We start from the raw sequence: 20,571 nt of genomic DNA, 5'->3' as shown, positions 1-20,571 counted from the left end.
AAACTTGTAAATTAGATCAAAAACAGGAGGGGATTTCAAAATGTCCACGAAAGAAAATGTACAGTTCAGCCCAACACTGCCTTATTCACGGTATGTCGATCCAGAGGTATTCAATGAAGAAAGCAAAAAGATTTTCAGAAAGAGTTGGATTTTGGCGGGGCATGCAAGCCAAGTGGAAAAGGTAGGCGATTTCATGACATTGGATATCGCCGGAGAGCCTATTATCGTTTCTCACGGGACCGATGGTGAACTGCGTGCTTTCTACAATATTTGCCCTCATCGCGGAATGAAAGTAGAAAACGCCGATAAAGGAAATAAGAAAATTTTACAATGCGGATACCATGGATGGACGTTCAAATTAGATGGAAGTGTAAATAGAGCCCCTAATTTTAAAACGAATGAGCTGGGGATACACAGCTGTATGAAATCCATTCGCATAGAAGTTCAGAATGCCATGATTTTTGTCAATCTTGACAAAAATGCACCCCCTATGGCAGAAGCATATCGGGAATTTTTAGAGGAAATGAAAGAGTATCCATTCTTTGATTCACTGAAACTAGTTAGGGAAACCCGTCGTGTGGTAAAAGCTAATTGGAAGGCCGTTGTTGACAATTACCTTGAATGTGATCATTGTTCCATTGCTCATCCTGGCTTTGCTAAATCCTTTGATTTAGCAAACTTTTGCACAACGACACATGACAAATTCACCTATCAATATATGACAGCAAGCAAGAATGGCGAAGGGGACCAAGCGCGTTTTTATTGGGTTTGGCCAAATATGATGATTAACGTTTATCCAGGAGACGGAAACGTGAATACCATTCAAGTAATTCCCGTTGATGCTGTGACGTCGTTAGGTATTTATCGGGATTATTCCTTAGATGAAAAAACAACCATAGAAAAAGAAGAATATTTTAAATTTGTTGATCAAGTACGTCAGGAAGATTTTGATTTAGTGGAAAAACTGCAAAAAGGATTAAGTTCCGAGGCATTTACAAATGGAATCTTTTCTCCAACAGAACATGCTGCAGTCTATTTTCATGAACTCATTGAAAATAAGCTCCAGAACTAACCACTGAGCTCTCAATTGGAATGCACTAAAATAGGAACGTTCATGGAGAATTTGTAAATGAAAAAACCTAAGCAACCAACCAGTGTGGTTCGGCAGTTTACCGGAGCATACTGGTTGAGTTGTTTTTTTTGTGCCGCCTTTTTTGCCTTATTTGTTATGAAATTTGCGAACTTCCTTTTATTTATTCGGAGTGGGAGGATTTGTTCTTCCATTGTTGTTCTTCAGCAAGAAACTCAAAAAAAACATTCATGGCAGTAAGCGGTTGCTCATTTACTCGTTTAAAGTAGTTGTTTTTTCTGGCATCTGTTAAATAGTTGCTTTTTTTGATTCTCTCCAACATATATTTTTGACTCATTTTCACTATTTCTCTTTGGTTGTGTTTGTTTTCTTTTAATAAGGCAAATCCTACAGCTCCCACCAATGCATAGATTCCAAGTGCGATTTTCGAAATGGGTAAAGAGTCGTTCTTAAATAAGAGAAAAAAAAGATTAATGATGGAAAAGCCTATCATCACTGTTGAAAAAAAACCGTATTTCATATTTTTCTTCAACAAGGGGGACAACTTTAATTGAAGTTGTTCGATTTCGTTTTGCATGAAACCGGGTATATTATTTATTTTGATATTCATTGTTTCCTCCTTATTATCTTGCACCAATAAATATATGGCACTGTAAAATCGTATTTATTAATGAAATAGGAAAAGGAACCTATATATATCTTATCGTTTGGAAACATGTTTGTCATTTAATATACTCTTGGACCTTTTTGAGAGAAAAGTAAACGCAGTGACACATGTGGATAATCAATGGAATGCCCTGTTATATGTGTTGAAAAAATTTTTGAAGTATGAGGAGTCGAAATACAGATCATTTACCTTAATAAATCAATAGTGGTATGAATGATGAATAGATTATGGTAAAATGGTCCTCAAATGGAAGTTTTATTTTTCGTTTTTTCATTATTTATAGTTATGGATGACCTTCCCGCGCCTTTTTTTGTCATAATTACGTGACTAATGTGGTATTTAGTACTTTTAAATCGAGTTTTGGAACAAATCAATATATAATTAGAAGGCGAGATAGTAGATTCAAAGATTAAGGAGGGACATAGAATGATGGAATGGGCTCTGATCATTTTGTTCACTGCAGCAGTATTACTGTTCATTTTATCGTTTATTAAAAAGGACTCTGTAAAAGTGGACAGTCAATTGGAACAGATTGCCAGCACTTTTGGGGATGAAATGAATGTATTACAGGAAAAAATCAGGAACATCGAGATAGATGCTGAAATTACGGTGCAAGAGGCAGGCATTTTGGCAATGTCTTCCGAAAAGCGAAATATGTTGCGTGAAGTACTCGACCTACATAAGCGAGGCTATTCATTTGAAAGCATCGCACTTAAGACAAAACAGCCGGAAGAAGAAATAGAACGGATGCTTACTCCTTACATGAAAACGACGAATGAAAGGAGAAATGTGGCCAATGACATCTAAATCAATGCGCAGCTTTGCCGGAGGCCTTGTTGTTGCCGCAGGCTTATGCGGTGCAGTGTACTTCTTTGGTCCAGGTGAAGCGACCGGCACGTCTGAGAAACTATCAGAAGATGAAATGAAAGAGTCTCTGGCTTCAGAAGGGTATGTCATACATTCCGAAAAAGAATGGGAAGATCAGATTGCTGAAGCACAGTCGGTTAAAGATAAGGCGGAGGCGGAAAAAGAAACGGTAAAAGAACCAACGGAAAAAATCATATACCGTACAGTTCTTACTGTGTCTAAAGGCTCGACAAGCATCGATGTGGGTAAAAACCTGCAAAAAGCAAAAGTCATCAAAAATGCCAATGAGTTTTCCGACGCGGTTGAAAAGAAGGGCAAGGCCAACGGATTACGACCTGGAACATATGTGGTGGATAGTGCGATGACGACGGAAAAAATAATTTCCATCATATTTAAATGAACATAAAAATGACCATCGGTAAGATGGTCGTTTCAGACTGTAGACAAACTCGATTTTCATCGAGTTTGTCTACAGTTTTTTTGCTTGTACAAATTTGGAGTTTGATTGGAGACGCTTGCGTCGAGGAGGCTTGGCAGACAGTCGGCGGAAAGGGAGCGGGTTTCTGAAATCAACTGGCATGCTTTTTTATATTTTTTTTAACTTAATCTTTGTCCGCACTCCGGCCCACACTGCAATGATAAGTCCTCCAATCGTATCCGCGATTAAATCGATCATTGTATCTTTATTTCCCCCGCCTTGCAGTGTCATTCCGAATAATTGATCAGAACTAAATTCGTAGATCTCCCATATGACACCTCCAAGTGCCGAGAAAGAAAGGGTGAACAAAAAGACGAACCAAGGGGATATCTCTTTGCCCGCATTTCTGTATACCAATCGTTCATATAAAGCAATTCCCGTAAAAGCAAGAAGGGAACCGCTTAACAAATGCAAAAATGTGTCCCACCAACCCAGTCCATACCAACCTAAAATAGATCCTAAAAATTGTGAACCGAATAAGAAGATCAAATAGGAAATGACAATTGGCAAATTGAATTGAAGCTTGGTAAATAAGGCCAGTGAAAGGGGAATTGCCCCACATACCACACCGCCTATCGAAACCAGTGATTTGAAAGTTTCATCGGCTGTATAGTAATAAATAGATAAAGCTCCCATGAAAAGTACATACACTAAACTTAATGAAATAACTAGCTTACGATTCATATGATTACCTCAACAAATCATCATAATTTTAATTTTTGTATACTAGAATAAATGGAAATGAGCAGGCCGCCGGTTAGTCCGAAAATTATATCATACATGGTATCTTTGTTCCCGCCTCGCTGCATGGTATGAGTAAAAGTGAGATCTCCCACAAATTCATATATTTCCCAAAAAACAGTGACACAAGCTGAAAGTGAAAGAACAAAAAGGAAAATGACCCACCTTGAAGTGTCTTTTCTCGCTTTTTGAGGGATGTAAAGTTTATAAAGGGCAATCCCCACAAATCCCACGAAGATGCCTTTGTAGAAGTGAAGTCCAGAGTCCCACCATTTAAAATCAATATAAAAATTTGCGATGGATCCTAAAAATGCCGTACAGAAAACCAAAACATAATAGCCGATTATGATTGGAATGTTAAAGGGATTATTTTTTACAAATAGCAATGAAATGGGCAAGGCACTTACCACCATTCCGCCAAGAGCTACCATCCATCGGGAAGAATCATCTTTTTTAAGGTAAAAGATGAGTAACCCAGTCATGAATGCTATAAATACCAAACTAAAAATAATGATTATTTTATGTTTCAATATACTCACCTCATTCGTAAATATTCATTACGATCATCCAATCGAGCCAGATTGAACCCGGAAAAAATGACTAAGTCTCCAACTCACTCAGTATATGATCACATTTTTATTGGCTACCATGGTGCTTTTTAAAGATGTTTCTAAATTTAGCCGTTATAAACAATAATAAAGGCATGACCAGACCAAAAGCCGCTGCATGAAATAACCATATATTTTTATTGTATTCCCCGGATGAAGAGACCGTCGGAAAAACAATCAATGAATAAAAAACCATTATCACCCCTAAAGCTGTAGTAAATGGCCGATAATCCTTTATATTGAAAATGTTTGAAAATACGACAACCGAAACATAAAAATACATAACCGTCCTCGTATAGGTTGTGAAAATCCAAATAGTGGCAATTACTGCTTCGATCCGCATGAGGAAATTCCCTACATTTATTTTTTTTGCCATCGTGTAACTTGGAGCAATATTTCTTGCGGTGTTATCGGGTCCAAGAACCAAGATATCCAGCATGATAACCAGAATTAATATGATTCCTCCGATCAAAGTGCCAATATAAAAGGCTTTTCCCCCTTGTTTTCTTTCATTTACTTTTGAAGGGAAAATCATTAAAAACATAACAGGGGAAAGCGTGAACACGCTGACATAAAAAAGTATCGCCCGTATTAAGGGTTTAGTGCCTCCTTCAAATACTGGCTGAATGTTTTGAATGTTTGCTTGAGGAATGATGGAAACCAAAAAAATAATCAGTAATAGTAATACGGGAATGAAGAATATTTCCAACGTGCGTGTAAAAGTTTCAAAACCAAGGCGGACTGTAAAGATCACTACTGCAGCTAACAATATATTTAAAGCTACAAGAGGAGTATCCGGCATCCAGAAAGTTTTAATGAAATTCCCCACATAATAGGTGGTCTCAGCAGCAGTTGAAAAAGACCAGAAGAAAAATGTGAGATTGATCATCTTTCCGATTAACTTACCGAAAACCTTTTCATTTATTTGATCTAAAGCGAGATCAGGATATAAATTTCCAACCCTGATGTAAAACCATACAAAAATTAATGCGATTCCTGTTCCAAATAATGCAGCAAGCCACGCATCCTGCTTTGCAAAACCAGCTAAAGGAGAAGGAGTATGTAAAATAACCGTTCCTACCGAATACAAGAGGATTAAAATCATCAATTGATGTGATGAAATTTTGAAACTACCAGGCATTATTTTTCACCTATATGTTTGTTCCTTCCTTCTTAATACTCCCTATTTTTGGCTATTCTTGTTCAAGTTATTCACACGGACATCAATTGCCTATCTTCAACAATCCACCCCCGTTACATCAATCGGTCGCGAATTTTCTGCCTTTTTACTGATGTAGCTCTACTATACAATCATAGAATTACTGACCAAGAGAAAGTAATTTAATTCCTTAGTCCCGAACCATAATGGTTTAGGAAACGTTTATTGTTTTAATCATTGCCTAACTTTTTCAGTAATTCCTCCTATTACTTGATAGGGACCTTCTTAACTTTCCTGGAAGATATTAATTGCACTGAACGTGAACATTTCCTTTGATATGGCACAATTCTTGCAAATGATTTATTGGTATATCTAATATTTGGAGAAAGGAAGAGGAACTGTTGGACATATTGAAAAATATTTAAGCTCTAGGTTATCAAGCATATTTGATAGGCTTTAATGTCAGAAACTAAATCCGGATTCATAAAGGGCAAGGCGAAGCGGTTAAACTTAAAATGTTAGGAGAAATTAGTATGAAAATACCAGTGGAAAATATAGTAGAGTTAACTGTAGAACATCAATTTTTACAGGCTTTTCCTATATTGAGTCAGTTACGTACAGATTTGACTTTAAAGGAATATCTAGATTTATTAAATGATATGCGTAAGGAGGGGAAACGGTTATTTGCTTTATATCATGATACAAGCATTGTAGCATTAGCAGGTATTAGCTGGCGTGAAGATTCATATAATGAACGCTATGTTTATGTACAAGATTTGGTTACTGATGTAAATCATCGTCCTAGTGGCCTTGGATATAATCTGCTCAGTTATATACATAATTGGGCAAAAGAACAAGGAGCTGAATATATTACATTGGAAGCTTGAAATAGGCGCCTTGTCACCCATATTAGGATGGGGAAGAGGCGTAGTCTTTTTATCGTACATATGTACCGGAAATGAAATGTTGCGACTTCAAGAGTGTAGGGAAAATGGGGACGAAACAATTATAAAAGTTGAGTTTGGAAAAAATAGGTATTAATATACTTGGAATGAAAACAAGTAGAAGGAAAAAGCTCTTTACTCCCTAATTCTTGCCATCCAAAAATTAGTTGAAAGCTTTTAAAAACTCTGTGGAAATCTGCAGGGTTTTTTTTTGCTCTAAACCATCCCTTTTTCTGTAAATTTAGTCCAATATTGGATTATGCGAAGATTGGGCAATCTATGCATTTACTCATAGAGAATGCTTTTATACATAATTTCCAATGGATTTGATTTAGATTGTGCACCCTGCCAAATTGATTCTAAAAGGCAAATTTTTTCCGAGTTTGAAAAGATGGCGGGATGTGGTTGATAACAATCGTGGATTTAAGGGAAAAAGTGAAATTTTGATAAAAGATTATCATGTGTATAATGTTTTTTTGCACAGCGATTTATTTTACCTACATGGATATAATTGCTGCGAAGGTGAAAACCTAATTTTAACAAGCTTTTGGTTATGAGGGGGTTAGCATTGAAATCTCGAGTTCCTATCCCATTGAGGAAGTTAATTGAAGATAAACAATCGGTGAAAAATAAAAAACAACAAGAAGACCTGAATCAAAGCGAAAATCCAAACTCCAACAAAACTAAAAATCAAAACCAAAATCCAGTTACATCCCAAAACAGAAGTAAGGACTCAAAGAATCATCAAACAAAACTTATATCCCCTGATCTTCAATATAATATAGACCATATTAAGAAAACGTTAGGAAATAGTTCAGACATCGTTATAAGGGATTTCCAAGCAGGTAAAAATGGGGAAATTAAGTTAGGCATCGTATACACAGATGGATTAACGGATTCTGCTTCCATCCAGGATTTAATCCTCGACACTTTGATGGTACAAATTCGGAACTCTGACTCGGACGTAGCGGTCCCTGATTGTTTTGAATTGATAAAATCACATACTCTTCCTGTAGGGGGAATAGTGGAAATAACAGAGTTTCAAAAGCTTTTCAACCATGTTTTATCAGGAGACACGATGTTATTGATGGACGGCTCCCCAAAAGGATTGGCACTCGGCTCGAGAGGGTGGGTCGATCGCGGAGTTCAAGAACCTTCCTCCCAAACAGTAGTAAGAGGGCCAAAGGATGGATTTACTGAAACGCTGCGAACAAATACTGCCTTAATAAGACGGAGAATAAAAGATCCTAACCTTTGGCTTGAAACAAAGCAGATTGGAGAAAAAACGCAAACGGACGTTGCGATTATGTATTTAAAAGGTGTTGCCAATGATAAAACGGTTTCAGAATTGCAAAGCCGGTTAAATCGAATCAATATAGATGCGATTCTTGAGAGTGGATACATTGAAGAGCTTATTCAGGATGAAGTATACACTCCATTTCCAACGGTTTATAATACGGAGCGTCCTGATGCTGTAGCCGCTGCCATTTTAGAAGGGAGAATTGCGATAATGGTTGACGGAACGCCATTTGTCCTTATCGTTCCAGCACTGATGGTGCATTTTTTTCAGTCCAGTGAAGACTATTATCAACGGGCAGATATTGCCACATTAATTCGAGTATTACGGTATTTATCCTTTTTCCTAGCTTTGCTAACACCGTCACTTTATGTAGCTGTTTCGACTTTTCATCAAGAAATGCTTCCTACTCCATTACTCATAAGTCTTGCTTCCCAACGAGAGGGAGTTCCTTTTCCTGCTTTTGTGGAGGCGATGCTGATGGAGGTAGTGTTTGAAATTTTGCGTGAGGCAGGTGTGAGGATGCCAAGGGCAATCGGTTCATCCATTTCCATCGTTGGTGCATTAGTAATTGGACAGGCTGCTGTGGAAGCAGGGTTCGTTTCAGCAACAATGGTTATCATCGTGTCCTTAACAGCCATCTGCAGCTTTGTGTTTCCAGCCAATAGTATGGCCAGCGCTTTTCGGATGCTTCGATTCTTGTTTATGATCCTTGCCGCTACATTTGGATTATACGGGATCATTTTGGGGCTGATCGTGATGGTCCTGCATTTAAATAGCTTAAGATCTTTTGGTTTACCATATTTAGCTCCAAATGCACCATTCATTTTACAAGATCAAAAAGACAACATCATTCGTATGCCACATTGGTCATTATTAAAGCGGCCCCGATTGATCAGTAAAAATGATACAGACAGGGGAGATGTCAGTTCTCCGAAACCACCTAGTTAAAATGATGAGATTATGAGGGTTTTTCGATGAAAAAAATGCTAAAGGTATTTTTAATGTTACCTATAATTTGTTTATCCGGCTGCTGGAGCAGCATTGAGTTGAATGAACTTGCCATCGTTACTGCCATGGGAATTGATAAAACGGAAGATGGGTATCTTGTAAGCGTCCAAGTTCTAAATCCGAGTGAGCTGGCAGGTGATGCCAGGTCTGGCCGCACGGAAGTTGTAACCTTCAGGAAAAGCGGTGTAACCATTGCTGAAGCAATAAGAAGCCTATCAACTGATGTACCAAGGAGGTTATATGTCGCACATCTTCGTGAAATTGTCTTTGGTGAGGAAATGGCCAGGGCAGGAATTGCAAAGCCTCTGGATGTCCTTTCCCGGCAAAAGGAATTGCGTTCCGATTTCTATATGACTGTTGCGAAGGGTTCAACTGCTTATGATACGCTTAATGTGCAAACGGCCCTTGAAAAAATACCGGCAAATAAAGTTTTTGACTCCTTGGAAAATTCGGAGAGAAGATGGGCGCCGACAAGGACGGTCACTTTGGATGAGCTGGTCAGCAGTATCGTCAGCAAAGGCAGGCAGGCCATGCTAACGGGGATTCTAGTTTATGGTGATCCCGAATCCGGAAGCAATGTTACGAATGCACAAAATATCTCCCCGAAATCCGGTTTGCGATTGGATTATCTTGGAGTATTCAAGAAGGATAAACTTGTCGGCTGGTTAAACAGGAACGACAGTAAAGGTGTTAGTTACATTACAGATCATGTTAAGTCCACTGCGGTAAACATACCATGTGAAGGTGAGCAAATTACGGTCAACACGACTAGTTCAAAAACGAAAATCAAGGGGAAAGTGAAAAACGGAAATCCAAAAATTGATATAAATGTAACGTCAGAAGGGAGTATAGGTGAAGTTGAATGCACTATCGATTTAACCAAACCTGAAAAAATCGAAGAATTGAATAAAAGATACGCAAAAGACATTAAGGATAAAATAGAAGGATCCATAAAAACGCTTCAAACGAAGTATCGAAGTGACATCTTCGGTTTTGGTGACGAAATTCATAGAACCGATCCTAAAGAATGGAAGCGTTTAAAAGGAAATTGGGATCAGGAATTCGCAAATTTGGACGTGAATGTAACCGTTACTGCAAAGATTCGCAATTTAGGGACGATATCAGATTCTTTTCAAAAAGAAATTGAGGAGTAAAGACCAATGTGGGCAATTATTGGAACAGTTTGTACTGGAGCTATTATTTCATTTTTCGAAATACCGCCTCTTATTAAAAAGAAATGCTGGAAGGAAATTGTCATTTTTATTTTATTGCTTTTAATTGGCATGACGTTGAGTATTTTAATAATCAAGGATATTACCATTCCCACCCCTATCGACTGGATAACGAAAATATATAGTCCACTCGCTCATTTCATGGATCGCATTTTATCCTAGGGAGGAATGGAATATGCTTGAAAAAGGAAAAATCAGCTCTGGTGAATTTCTTATAATGGTCATCATATTCACCATTGGAGGAGCGATACTTACTTTACCTTCCGTACTAGTTTCATTAGCAAAACAGGATGGCTGGATTGCTTATATTATAGCTACTCTCATCGGGTTATGTTTCGTTCTGTTATTTACCCGGCTCGCCTTACTTTACCCATCCATGAATTATATAGAAGTTAATGAAAAAATATTTGGGATATGGATCGGGAAGATCTCGGCACTGCTTTTCCTATTATATTTATATTACCTTTCTTCAGCGTTACTTAGTGAAATTGGGAATTTTTTTTCAACACAGGTTCTAGTTGAGACACCTATGGAAATGATTATGATCTTGTTTATATTAACAAGCTTATTTGGTGCACGGCTAGGATTGGAAGTCATCTGCCGAACGGCATTAATCTTTTTCCCTTGGCTAGTACTGCTGCTTTTCATATTATTCGTGTTTCTTATCCCGGACATCAAAATCGATAATATGCTACCTGTATTTGAAGAAGGCATGAAACCGATAATGAGGGGATCATATCACTCTTTAGCCCTGCCTTATGTTCAGCTTGTTTTCTTTTTAATGATCACTCCATATGTACATGAAAAGGCTGAAATGAAGAAAAGCTTTTATTTAGGAACCATATTAGGTGGCGGCGTTCTATTCTTAGTGATCATTTTCTGTATCCTTGTATTGGGTGCTGATAATACAGCAAGATTAACCTACCCTTCGTATAAACTGGGAATGAGGATAAGCATTGGTGATTTTTTTGAAAGGGTCGAGGTCATTGTAGCCTTCATATGGGTTTTTACAGAGTATTTTAAGTTGACCATATGCTTTTATGGACTCGCCTTGGGACTAGCACAATTGATGGGACTGCAAAATTACAAAATACTTCTATTCCCATTAGCTTTTCTAATTCTCACGTTTACCATCTTTTCGCATCCCGATCTTGTGCATTATCAACACTTTATGGCTACAGCTTGGACACCCTTATCCTTAACGATTTGTTTTATTCTGCCATTGTTATTATTAACAGTTGGGAAAATTAGGGGAAGGTAAGGGGGCGTCACTTGTCCAGGTGGACATTACTTACATCTGGAAAAAATTTAACATGAAAATTTTGATGGGACATGGAAATGGAGTAAATAAAATATTCTGACAAATCCATTGACTAAAGAAAGCTGATGATTTAATATAACAATATATAACATTACATAATGTTGTATATCAAATATTAAAGGAGTGGGAAAATGAGTAAATCGGTTATGAATGTAAAAAGTAATGTAAAAACAGTATTGGATCAATTAAAGGGTAAGAAAATTAACAATATTTATTTGGTAGCATGCGGGGGATCTTCTGCCATTATGTATTCAGCCAAGTATATACTGGATCGTGAAGCTAAAAATATAACCTCCGATCTGTATAGTTCAAATGAGTTTATACATCGCAATCCACAACAACTAGGGAGGGAATCTTTAGTCATTTTATGCTCGATGTCCGGAACAACTCCTGAAACAGCTGAAGCGGCTAAGTTTGCAAAAAGTAAAGGTGCGTTTACAGTGGCATTAACGAACGAACCAGCATCACCATTGGCCCAAAATGCGGACCTTTATATTAAATATGAATGGGGGAACGGTGTAAACGCCTTCGATACAAACCTCAGTGTTTTATATCAATTAGTTTTTGGTGTACTTCATATGGCGGAAAACAATGAAAAGTTCGGCAAACTGGTATCAAGTTTGGAGAACTTACAGCCAGTGTATGAAAAAGCCCTTGAGCAAGAAGCTTCCAATGCAAGGGTATTCGCACAATCTCATGCAAAAGAACCTGTTATCTATACAATGGCAAGTGGTTCAAACTATGGGACAGCCTATTCTTTCAGCATTTGTATCTTAATGGAAATGCAATGGATACACTCACATGCCATTCATGCTGGTGAGTACTTCCATGGACCATTCGAAATTATTGACGAAAATGTACCGTTTATCATTCTAATGGGATTGGATGAAACAAGACCATTGGAAGAAAGAGCATTATCTTTTTCTCAGCGTTATGGCAAAAAGCTAACGGTGTTAGATGCAAAACAGTATGAACTTGATGGTATTGATGAAGAAGTAAAAGGATATATTGCACCGCTTATCTTAAATCGTGTATTACGTCAATATGCAGATGAATTAGCGGAAGCGCGTAATCATCCCTTAAGCAAAAGGCGTTATATGTGGAAAGTAGAATACTGATAGCCGGAGAAAACTTAATATTCTGTATATTTTATTTGCAAATTATACTATAATGTTTTATAACATTATAGTATAATTTCCTGATGATAAAAGCATTTATAAAAAGGAGGGTATTCATGAGAAAAACAAAACTTATATTCGCATCATTTTTAAGTTTATCTTTAATGCTTGGGGGATGTTCTGGTGAAAGAACATCTTCAGAATCAGAAGTTGGAAAAACCACCTTAACATTTTTCCATAGGTGGCCAAAGGAACCGGAAAAAACTTACTTTAATGAAGTTGTAAAAGAATTTGAAAAACAAAACCCCGATATCCATATTAAAACCGAAGCAGTCCTAAACGATTCGTATAAAGACAAAATTAAAGTAATGACAGGTACAAATAATCCACCTGATATTTATTTCTCTTGGAGTGATGAATTTGCCAGTCAGTTTGTGCGAGGCAATAAAGCTTTGGATTTAACTTCTTATTATAAAAACGATCCGACATGGTCTTCTCAACTCGTTCCATCCCAAGTCAAACCATATACATTTAATGATAAGGTGTATGGTGTCCCCGTAACAATGGATGGGAAAATGTTTTTCTATAACAAGGATGTCTTCGAAAAGTTGAACATACACCCACCTAAAACCTGGAATGATTTTATCGATGTATTAAAAGTGTTAAAAAAGAATAACTACACACCTCTTCAATTCGGCAGTCAAGATACTTGGACAATTTCCCATTATGTGGGCACATTGAATCAACGTCTGGTTAGTCCGGAAGTGCTGGCAATGGATTATAATCGAAAAACCGGAAAATTCAAGGATGACGACTACATAAAAGCGCTTGAGAAATTCCAAGAGTTGTTACCTTACTTTAATAAGAATACTAATTCAATAGATCATGAATATGCAAGACAGCAATTTTCAAATGGTAAAGCACCTTTGTTTTATGCAGAAACGGCAGAGATCAAGTTATTTGGACCCACTAAGTTTGAACTTGGAATGTTTAACTTTCCTGAGGTAGAAGGCGGAAAGGGTAATCAAACAAATCTAACGGGATCGCCTGAAGGCTTTATGGTTTCTTCCAAGACAAAGCATCCCAAAGAAGCGATGGAGTTTTTAAAGTTTCTAACCACTAAACATATGGGAGAAAAACTAGTCACTGATGTGGGCAAGTATAGTGCAGTTAAAGGTACGGTGAATGAAAATAATTCTTCCCCGGAACAGCTGGAAGCGGTTCAAAGCATATTAAACACAAAAGAAATGGCCCCATGGTTTGACATGAGCATTGATGCGCGAATTGCAGATGCCTATTTAACAGGAACACAAATGATGTTAAATGGAGATAAAACACCTAAACAAATTATGCGTGATGTTCAAAAAGCTGCTGATACCGTTAGATTTGAAGCGGGGAAATAAGGGAATTCATTTTTCCGTTTTATTAAGGGAGTGATATTTTAATGATAAAACCCGATAAATTTGTACCTTATCTATATCTTCTTCCAGCCTTAGTTTTTTTATTGCTTGTTTATATTCCCATTTTCCAGAATATTGGCGATAGTATGTATAATTGGAGTACATTTTCACCAGATAAAGCATTTGTAGGGATGGATAACTACTTTACTTTATTTAAAGATCCCGTATTTTATGAAGCTTTAAAAAATAATATTCTTTATGCTGTCATTTCGATTGTTTTCCAGGTTTTTGGAGGGTTAATTGTTGCAGCCGTTTTAGAAGATAAATTAATCCGTAAATTTTCACCTATATTTCGCACAGTCTATTTTTTGCCGGTCGTCGTTTCAATGACAGTCATCGCATTGCTGTTTTCATTTTTTTACAACCCGGAAGTAGGGTTGTTAAATCAGTTTCTTAAAATGATTGGATTGAATAATTTAGCACTGCCATGGTTGGGTGATAGTGAAACGGCAATCTATGCAGTCATTGCTGTCTCACAGTGGCAATCAATTGGTTATATAGCCATGCTATATATCGTTTCCATTCAAAAAATTTCACCTGAACTATATGAAGCAGCTGAAATGGATGGAGCGAATAAAATAAAAACGTTTTTTCACATTACGGTTCCAGCAACAAAGGAAATGACATTCGTCGCCGTAATATTAACATTGACAGGTGCCTTTACAGTGTTTAATGAGCCATATATCTTAACCGGAGGGGGCCCGGGAACTTCTTCGGAAGTCCTGAGCACCTATTTATATAAAACGGCTTTTTCAAAAGATATGATGGGATATGCTTCTGCCATAGCAACGGTTATCTTAATTATTACGTTACTTATTTCTCTTGTACAAATGAAAATATTTAAAACGGGAAAGGAGGACTAATAATGGAGATGCCTAAATCAACGATCGGAGTACCGGAATTAGTTGTGGAAGATCTAGAGTATGCCAGGAAAAGAAAAACCTATAATATGAGAATAGCCCTTGTTTATGCAGGTTTGATCGCCTACTTTCTTGTTGTTGCATATCCCTTATTATGGATGGTCATCAGTTCTTTCAAAAGCACAGAGGAAATTTTTAACCATAGTTGGTCACTTCCTCATACATGGTTGTTTGAAAATTATGTTACAGCTTGGAATAGTGGGATTTCTTCCTACTTTTTAAATAGTGTCATGGTTACTGGCATGACTTGTATGCTAACGGTTTTAGTAAGTGCGTTAGGTGCATACGGATTATCTCGCTTCGATTTTCGTGGAAAGGCTTTCATTTTGGTCATATGCTTAGGCGGTTTGATGCTATCTCCTCAAGTAAGCCTGATCCCTTTGTATAATATCATTCAGAAGCTTGGGATATATAACACCCATTGGGCGCTAATCTTACCCTATGTGGCATACAGAATTCCGCTAACCATCTTGTTGATTCGTGCCTACTTCCTGTCCATTCCGAAAGAACTGGAAGAGGCTGCCCGGCTGGATGGGTGCACAAACCTTGGAATCCTTTTTAGGATTTTCATACCCATGAGTAAACCTATTTTATTAACGACGGTAATTTTAACAGCTTACTATACATGGAATGAATTCATGTTCGCCATCATCTTTATTGATGATGATAGTTTACGTACGATACCTGCCGGTTTAATGCAATTCCGAGATGCATTGCAAACCGATTGGGGAGTGTTGCTTTCTGGATTAACGATTTCAGCGGCACCTATCGTCATTTTATTTTTATTCATGCAGAAGTATTTTATCCGTGGAATTGCTAGTGGAAGTGTAAAATGATAACAGGGGGAACAGGCATGAAGCTAATTGGAATTGGGGATAACGTAGTAGATTATTATAAAGACCAAGGAAAGATATATCCCGGCGGCAATTCATTAAACGTGGCAGTCATGTACAATCGTTTAAATGATGAGCAATCTTCATATATTGGCATTGTAGGAAATGATGGGGCGGCAGACCATGTGTTGGAGGTATTGCAAAAGGAAAAGATGGAGATTAGTAGAGTAAGACAAGCGGTAGGAGAGAACGGTATGGCCGTCGTCGCGTTGGATAAGGACGGGGACCGAATTTTCATTGGTTCCAATAGAGGGGGAATTCAATCCAGATTGGGGATTGTACTGAATGACAAGGATTTGGATTATATTCGGCAACACGACCTTCTTCATACAAGTGTTTATAGTCATATAGAGCATAACCTCCCATCATTAAGCCAACTCATTGACATTTCTTTTGATTTTTCGACAAATCAAGAGGAACACTATTTACAAAAAGTTTGTCCGTATGTGACATATGCATTTTTTTCAGGAAGTAATTTAAACACTGCAGAGTGCCATGCACTGATTCAAAAGGTGCATTCGTTCGGCTCAAAAGTGGTATGTGTTACTCGTGGGGAAAAGGGAGCACTCTTATCAATTGAAAATCAATTATATGAACAAGCTATTATCCAAACCAAAGTTGTAGATACATTGGGGGCGGGAGATTCATTTATTGCTGGTTTTCTCTCATCGTATGTCCAAGGGCAAGATGTAAATAAAGCTTTACAAAAAGGAGTTTTAGCTGCCTCCCAAACCTGTCAGGATTATGGAGCTTTTGGGTATGGTAAAGAATATATTCCTGACCATATGCTGGTTTAACATGATTTATAGATGGAAAAAGGTAACGAGATCCCGGATTAGGAGGGGGATTCGTTACCTTTTTCTTGCGACATGGAACTATCAATCGTAAAGGTCACGCGATTGGCAGGATAATATAAGAAGGAGGAATGGATGGGCTGCTTCTTTGCGTCATATGCCACTTTCTCCACTTTGAAAAGGGGATCTCCCACTTCGCACTCTAAAAATTTTGCTTCATCTGCATTTGCCAATACCATATTTAAGAGTTTCGTGTTATGAACAGGAGTAATATTATATTTATGCTTTATGATGTCATACATGGAAACGGAGTTATGGACATGGTCATTTAAATTAGGCAGAACCTTTAAGGAATAATGAGAAATTTCCAAGGTGAGAGGTTGATTATCATAGTATAAGATCCGTTGTAATTCAAGAACATCACTTTCAGGAGTAATCTCCAAGGATTTAGAAATATTAGCCGGTGCGGGTATGATTCCAAATGAAAGGATTTTAGTTTGAGGTATCTTCCCTAATTCTGACATATATTCAGCATGACCGTTAACAGCAAATAGTTCCCTTTTTACTTTAGGATATTGGACAAATGTTCCCTTTCCTTGTTGGCGTATTAGAAGACCCTCTTCCACCAAGTCCAAAACCGCTTTTCTAACAGTAATGCGACTTACTCCATATATGTCACATAATTCTGTTTCCGTTGGTAATCTTTCGCCAGGAGAGTAAATCCCTTTGTTTATATCTTCAATAATAGATTGTTTCAATTGCATATATAATGGCGTAGAACTATGAGTGTTGAGTTTCATATTTTCCCCTTTCTCTTATTTTTTTCTTTTATTATAACGTAATGTGATGTTATAGTACAAATCATCAATTCGACTAAATGCATAGCCAATATATATATGGTTAAAGGCATCCGGCAACAAGGATCGTTGTTGTGGGAAAATATGCATTTTTGCACTAACATAAAAAGAGTATATATTAGTGCAGCTCCCAACTTTTAGCTCAAGCTAGTGGCAGCATCATAAAATAGCCATAATACGACACCAAATTCCAACATATTTCTACTTTTCCATTTTGTATAATGAGATAGAAAAATATTTTAAGGGAGTGATTGTTGTCATATGAAAAACAGGAAGGTTATTTCAACTCTGGGAGTTGCCGTTTTATCGGCGATTATTGCGGCACCAGCATTTGCAGCTAATGAAACACCCCCGGGAACACCCATTCAACAAACTTATTCGGTTTCAGGTTTTACAGATCATGCTGAACTAGGGAAAAAGCTAGAACAAATTGCGAGTGATAGCCAAGGTAAAGTAAAAGTGGAGGTAGCTGGATATTCCAATAGACATAGAGAAATCTATAAAGCAACCGTAGGAACTGGCGACAAAGTCGTTTTCATTCAAAGTGAGATCCATGGGAATGAGAAAACTGGTACGGATGCCATCTTGAATATCTTGAAGTTTTTGGGGACCAACTCACCTGAAGCGGAAAAAATTCGTAAAGAAATTACCTTGGTAGCTTTGCCTAAAATGAATCCCGATGCCGCTGAATTGAACCGTCGCGGAAATGATATGACCTGGGCAGAGGTCGTCGACCAGTTTCCGCAGTTAGCAGGAGCCAATCCAACTTGGAACTACTATACATACAAAAATGAATCATTCGATTATGAGTCCAAACCAGGTTTCGATGTTAATCGTGACTTTAATCCTGATTTAAATTATATTCCTCAAGCTAAAGACTTCCCTGGAAAATCATCCACCCCTGGTTGGTTCATAACACCTGAATCACAAACAACACGTGATGTTTACAAGGCTCTACTGAAGCAATACGGTAAGGTGGAGATTTTTGTGGACCTGCATCACCAAGCTCCCTATTATGAAGTTGATGGAACGGATGATTTAGTCACCTACTCGATTTCCGCTCAATTTGTTCCTGATCCAAGCTCGCCTTCAGGACAGGATTATGCAAAATATGCAAAAAACTATAATTATGATTTTTCCAGACAATTGAATGTGGCGGTATATAATGCCATGAAAGCACAAGGTAATTCTCCATATGGGAATATATCCTTGTATCCGCAAAATCAAAACCTTCCTGGAACGGCTTTAGGAGCCTTTGCTTTAAACGGAAGCGGGACAGTACTCTTTGAAGTTAGAGGTCAAACTCAGTCTTTTGGCCAAAAGAAAAAAGGCATACTCATTAAAGCAGTTGAAAGAGGCCTATATGGAATAATCGATGGAGTTACTGATGGCTCTGTATATAAAATCAATCCGGAACAATACGAGTCAATTCCACTGACGGAGGGCAGGCAATAATTAAAAGTGAGGAAAAGATAGTTTTATAACTTCCAGCATATATTGAAGTAACCAGACGGAACTCTAGGCAAATGTGTTCTATCTAAAAGGTAAGACAAAGTTGATTGGAGCGGGTGTTCGAGACTCCTGCTTAGAAAAGCGCGTCTAGGGGAGATCCCGCAGGCGAAAGCCGAGGAGGCTCCCCCGGCCGGCCGCGGAAAGCGAGTGCCCTACGTTCCAATCAACGTCAGACGGGTGTCCGTCTGGTTTTTCTTCATCGGGAACAAAAGTGTTTTTTGGTAGAAGAAAACTATTTGGAAACATAGTCATTTTTCACTATTAACATAAAGTGGCAAAAGTGTCAGAATATTATTAATAGTAATTTTTTCTGATTATTATATTTGATAAGGAGGGTTTTTATTGAATTTTAAAAAGAAGGTTCTATCAGTTTCATTATCTAGTTTAATGACGTTAAGCGCAGTAACAGCTGTTGCGTTACCTGTCGGAGCGGTTGGAAATGGTCCCAGTGCTGGAAATGGACAAGTGACAACTTCAAATCTTCATACATATGAAAGCCTGGTGAGCTATCTTAAAACGCAGGATGCTAAACAAGAAAGGCTGGCACTGGAAGTAATCGGGGAAACGGTAAAAGGAAGGGACATTTACCTAGCGAAGTACATTTCAAATCCTAAGAATCCAACCATACTATTTTTGACGCAACAGCATGGAAATGAACAACTGACTACCGAGGGTGCACTCGAATTCATTAAACATCTAGGCACGAACAAGACTAAAGGTATTTTGGATAATGTCAATATATTGATCATTCCCATGTTAAATGCAGATGGAGCCATGGGAGATGTTAATTTCCCTCTTGATGATTATTTAGCAAAAGGTGATCGGCATTTAACACGGGCAAATGCAAATGGGGTTGACTTGAACCGTGAGCATGATAAAAAAACTGATAATATGCAAGTAGAGGTAAAGGCTTTACACGAAAATGTATTTGCGAAATACGATATAGATTACATGATAGATTTACATCATCAAGGGACGTTAAGTGAAACGGACGGTGAACTTGTTTCAGGTTCAATTCTTTATCCTACAAACGCGAACGTAAAGCCTGAAGTGTTAGAAGCCTCAAAAAAATTGGGTGCTGTCGTATATAACTCCATTGAACCAACTGGTTGGGGGCATATTGGTAGGTATGATGGCGGTTCTGGAGCAAATATAGGCCGTAATGGTGCAGCCGTTCGCTATGATATTGCCACACTGCTCTTTGAGATGCGAGGTATGTCGGACCACAATGTCGAGTCAGTAGCGCTAGGACAAAAAAGTAATGGCTATCTAATAAAGCAAACGGTAACCACTTTGGATGCAGCTGTCAGAGCTATTGCCGATGATTCAATTGAAACTGTCGATGCAAGCTTTTGGGACACCCTGCCAACACAATCCAATCGTCCCGGGATAGAATCGGACGAATAAAATGAAGACACATTCCATTCTTTCAGATGGGATGTGTTTTTTTATTTTCCTACACCGATAGACGAAGTTGTTATATGGAATGATTTATAGTCGAAGTAGCAGAACAAGGATAAAGATGACATAGAAAAAAAGCATCTGCTTTTACCTAAGAAGATGCTCAGTTTGTCGACAAAAGGGGTTCGGAATTAAAGGATT

The 20,571-nt window shown here is 37.8% G+C and carries 20 protein-coding genes; 15 read left to right on the top strand and 5 right to left on the bottom strand.

Annotated elements, in window-relative coordinates:
- The first annotated feature begins 40 nt into the window (after positions 1-40).
- Entirely contained in the window at positions 41-1,072 is a 1,032-nt protein-coding gene (locus OTG27_RS04625; RefSeq protein WP_063575797.1) for an aromatic ring-hydroxylating oxygenase subunit alpha, read from the top strand.
- Positions 1,073-1,253: 181 nt separating this feature from the next.
- Here OTG27_RS04625 and OTG27_RS04620 read toward each other — a convergent pair whose 3' ends face one another.
- A complete protein-coding gene (locus OTG27_RS04620) occupies positions 1,254-1,700 on the bottom strand; it encodes a DUF5392 family protein (RefSeq protein WP_063575798.1) in 447 nt (148 codons plus the stop codon).
- 483 nt (positions 1,701-2,183) lie between these two features.
- On the opposite strand from OTG27_RS04620, the gene OTG27_RS04615 reads away from it, so the two are divergent.
- Positions 2,184-2,564, top strand: coding sequence for a hypothetical protein (locus OTG27_RS04615; RefSeq protein ID WP_268936353.1), 381 nt, complete (start codon positions 2,184-2,186; stop codon positions 2,562-2,564).
- Complete coding sequence (locus OTG27_RS04610; protein WP_057277853.1) at positions 2,554-3,024, top strand: endolytic transglycosylase MltG; 471 nt, start codon at positions 2,554-2,556, stop codon at positions 3,022-3,024. The genes OTG27_RS04615 and OTG27_RS04610 overlap by 11 nt, the downstream gene beginning before the upstream one ends.
- 186 nt (positions 3,025-3,210) lie before the next feature.
- On the opposite strand, the gene OTG27_RS04605 is transcribed toward OTG27_RS04610, so the two are convergent.
- The 3 genes from OTG27_RS04605 to OTG27_RS04595 form a co-directional block, all read right to left on the bottom strand.
- Entirely contained in the window at positions 3,211-3,786 is a 576-nt protein-coding gene (locus OTG27_RS04605) for a DUF2238 domain-containing protein (RefSeq protein WP_048680232.1), read from the bottom strand.
- A 20-nt stretch (positions 3,787-3,806) separates the two neighbouring features.
- A complete protein-coding gene (locus OTG27_RS04600) occupies positions 3,807-4,382 on the bottom strand; it encodes a DUF2238 domain-containing protein (protein WP_268936352.1) in 576 nt (191 codons plus the stop codon).
- 97 nt (positions 4,383-4,479) lie between these two features.
- Complete coding sequence (locus OTG27_RS04595; protein ID WP_268936351.1) at positions 4,480-5,592, bottom strand: GerAB/ArcD/ProY family transporter; 1,113 nt, start codon at positions 5,590-5,592, stop codon at positions 4,480-4,482.
- A gap of 551 nt (positions 5,593-6,143) precedes the next feature.
- On the opposite strand from OTG27_RS04595, the gene OTG27_RS04590 reads away from it, so the two are divergent.
- The 10 genes from OTG27_RS04590 to OTG27_RS04545 all read left to right on the top strand — a co-directional run bounded on the left by OTG27_RS04590 (position 6,144) and on the right by OTG27_RS04545 (position 16,603).
- Positions 6,144-6,497, top strand: a complete 354-nt coding sequence (locus OTG27_RS04590) for a GNAT family N-acetyltransferase (RefSeq protein WP_057277857.1) — start codon at positions 6,144-6,146, stop codon at positions 6,495-6,497.
- Positions 6,498-7,203: 706 nt separating this feature from the next.
- Positions 7,204-8,802, top strand: a complete 1,599-nt coding sequence (locus OTG27_RS04585) for a spore germination protein (RefSeq protein WP_374941239.1) — start codon at positions 7,204-7,206, stop codon at positions 8,800-8,802.
- 26 nt (positions 8,803-8,828) lie between these two features.
- Positions 8,829-10,016: a Ger(x)C family spore germination protein gene (locus OTG27_RS04580; RefSeq protein WP_268936350.1), complete on the top strand. Its 1,188-nt coding sequence runs from the start codon at positions 8,829-8,831 to the stop codon at positions 10,014-10,016.
- A gap of 6 nt (positions 10,017-10,022) precedes the next feature.
- Positions 10,023-10,256 (top strand): hypothetical protein, encoded by a 234-nt coding sequence (locus OTG27_RS04575; protein ID WP_063590757.1) that lies wholly within the window; start codon positions 10,023-10,025, stop codon positions 10,254-10,256.
- Positions 10,257-10,269: 13 nt separating this feature from the next.
- The gene (locus tag OTG27_RS04570) at positions 10,270-11,355 is read left to right on the top strand and encodes a GerAB/ArcD/ProY family transporter (protein WP_268936349.1); all 1,086 of its coding nucleotides are present in this window, start codon (positions 10,270-10,272) and stop codon (positions 11,353-11,355) included.
- Between the two features lie 191 nt (positions 11,356-11,546).
- Positions 11,547-12,533: an SIS domain-containing protein gene (locus OTG27_RS04565; RefSeq protein ID WP_268936348.1), complete on the top strand. Its 987-nt coding sequence runs from the start codon at positions 11,547-11,549 to the stop codon at positions 12,531-12,533.
- A 116-nt stretch (positions 12,534-12,649) separates the two neighbouring features.
- Positions 12,650-13,936: an ABC transporter substrate-binding protein gene (locus OTG27_RS04560; protein ID WP_268936347.1), complete on the top strand. Its 1,287-nt coding sequence runs from the start codon at positions 12,650-12,652 to the stop codon at positions 13,934-13,936.
- A gap of 41 nt (positions 13,937-13,977) precedes the next feature.
- Positions 13,978-14,856, top strand: a complete 879-nt coding sequence (locus OTG27_RS04555) for a carbohydrate ABC transporter permease (RefSeq protein ID WP_034307788.1) — start codon at positions 13,978-13,980, stop codon at positions 14,854-14,856.
- Between the two features lie 86 nt (positions 14,857-14,942).
- A complete protein-coding gene (locus OTG27_RS04550; RefSeq protein WP_226990416.1) occupies positions 14,943-15,749 on the top strand; it encodes a carbohydrate ABC transporter permease in 807 nt (268 codons plus the stop codon).
- Between the two features lie 17 nt (positions 15,750-15,766).
- Entirely contained in the window at positions 15,767-16,603 is an 837-nt protein-coding gene (locus OTG27_RS04545; protein ID WP_268936346.1) for a PfkB family carbohydrate kinase, read from the top strand.
- Positions 16,604-16,641: 38 nt separating this feature from the next.
- Here OTG27_RS04545 and OTG27_RS04540 read toward each other — a convergent pair whose 3' ends face one another.
- Positions 16,642-17,400 carry a GntR family transcriptional regulator gene (locus OTG27_RS04540; RefSeq protein WP_063575808.1) on the bottom strand — a complete coding sequence of 253 codons (759 nt, stop codon included), beginning with the start codon at positions 17,398-17,400 and terminating at the stop codon, positions 16,642-16,644.
- A 318-nt stretch (positions 17,401-17,718) separates the two neighbouring features.
- On the opposite strand from OTG27_RS04540, the gene OTG27_RS04535 reads away from it, so the two are divergent.
- Complete coding sequence (locus tag OTG27_RS04535; protein WP_268936345.1) at positions 17,719-18,912, top strand: M14 family zinc carboxypeptidase; 1,194 nt, start codon at positions 17,719-17,721, stop codon at positions 18,910-18,912.
- A gap of 399 nt (positions 18,913-19,311) precedes the next feature.
- Positions 19,312-20,376 carry a M14 family zinc carboxypeptidase gene (locus tag OTG27_RS04530; protein ID WP_268936344.1) on the top strand — a complete coding sequence of 355 codons (1,065 nt, stop codon included), beginning with the start codon at positions 19,312-19,314 and terminating at the stop codon, positions 20,374-20,376.
- The last annotated feature ends 195 nt before the right edge of the window (positions 20,377-20,571 follow it).

It is taken from the genome of Peribacillus sp. AS_2 (assembly GCF_026891895.1).
Classification (GTDB): Bacteria; Bacillota; Bacilli; order Bacillales; family DSM-1321; genus Peribacillus; species Peribacillus frigoritolerans.
This window is presented reverse-complemented; position numbering and strand designations above follow the sequence as displayed.

Coding starts and splice junctions, on each gene's coding strand:
- OTG27_RS04570 (WP_268936349.1), top strand. CDS start 10,270: ATGCTTGAAAAAGGAAAAATCAGCTCTGGTGAATTTCTTATAATGGTC.
- OTG27_RS04550 (WP_226990416.1), top strand. CDS start 14,943: ATGAGAATAGCCCTTGTTTATGCAGGTTTGATCGCCTACTTTCTTGTT.
- OTG27_RS04575 (WP_063590757.1), top strand. CDS start 10,023: ATGTGGGCAATTATTGGAACAGTTTGTACTGGAGCTATTATTTCATTT.
- OTG27_RS04555 (WP_034307788.1), top strand. CDS start 13,978: ATGATAAAACCCGATAAATTTGTACCTTATCTATATCTTCTTCCAGCC.
- OTG27_RS04615 (WP_268936353.1), top strand. CDS start 2,184: ATGATGGAATGGGCTCTGATCATTTTGTTCACTGCAGCAGTATTACTG.
- OTG27_RS04595 (WP_268936351.1), bottom strand. CDS start 5,592: ATGCCTGGTAGTTTCAAAATTTCATCACATCAATTGATGATTTTAATC.
- OTG27_RS04590 (WP_057277857.1), top strand. CDS start 6,144: ATGAAAATACCAGTGGAAAATATAGTAGAGTTAACTGTAGAACATCAA.
- OTG27_RS04580 (WP_268936350.1), top strand. CDS start 8,829: ATGAAAAAAATGCTAAAGGTATTTTTAATGTTACCTATAATTTGTTTA.
- OTG27_RS04535 (WP_268936345.1), top strand. CDS start 17,719: ATGAAAAACAGGAAGGTTATTTCAACTCTGGGAGTTGCCGTTTTATCG.
- OTG27_RS04560 (WP_268936347.1), top strand. CDS start 12,650: ATGAGAAAAACAAAACTTATATTCGCATCATTTTTAAGTTTATCTTTA.
- OTG27_RS04610 (WP_057277853.1), top strand. CDS start 2,554: ATGACATCTAAATCAATGCGCAGCTTTGCCGGAGGCCTTGTTGTTGCC.
- OTG27_RS04565 (WP_268936348.1), top strand. CDS start 11,547: ATGAGTAAATCGGTTATGAATGTAAAAAGTAATGTAAAAACAGTATTG.
- OTG27_RS04625 (WP_063575797.1), top strand. CDS start 41: ATGTCCACGAAAGAAAATGTACAGTTCAGCCCAACACTGCCTTATTCA.
- OTG27_RS04605 (WP_048680232.1), bottom strand. CDS start 3,786: ATGAATCGTAAGCTAGTTATTTCATTAAGTTTAGTGTATGTACTTTTC.
- OTG27_RS04545 (WP_268936346.1), top strand. CDS start 15,767: ATGAAGCTAATTGGAATTGGGGATAACGTAGTAGATTATTATAAAGAC.
- OTG27_RS04540 (WP_063575808.1), bottom strand. CDS start 17,400: ATGAAACTCAACACTCATAGTTCTACGCCATTATATATGCAATTGAAA.
- OTG27_RS04620 (WP_063575798.1), bottom strand. CDS start 1,700: ATGAATATCAAAATAAATAATATACCCGGTTTCATGCAAAACGAAATC.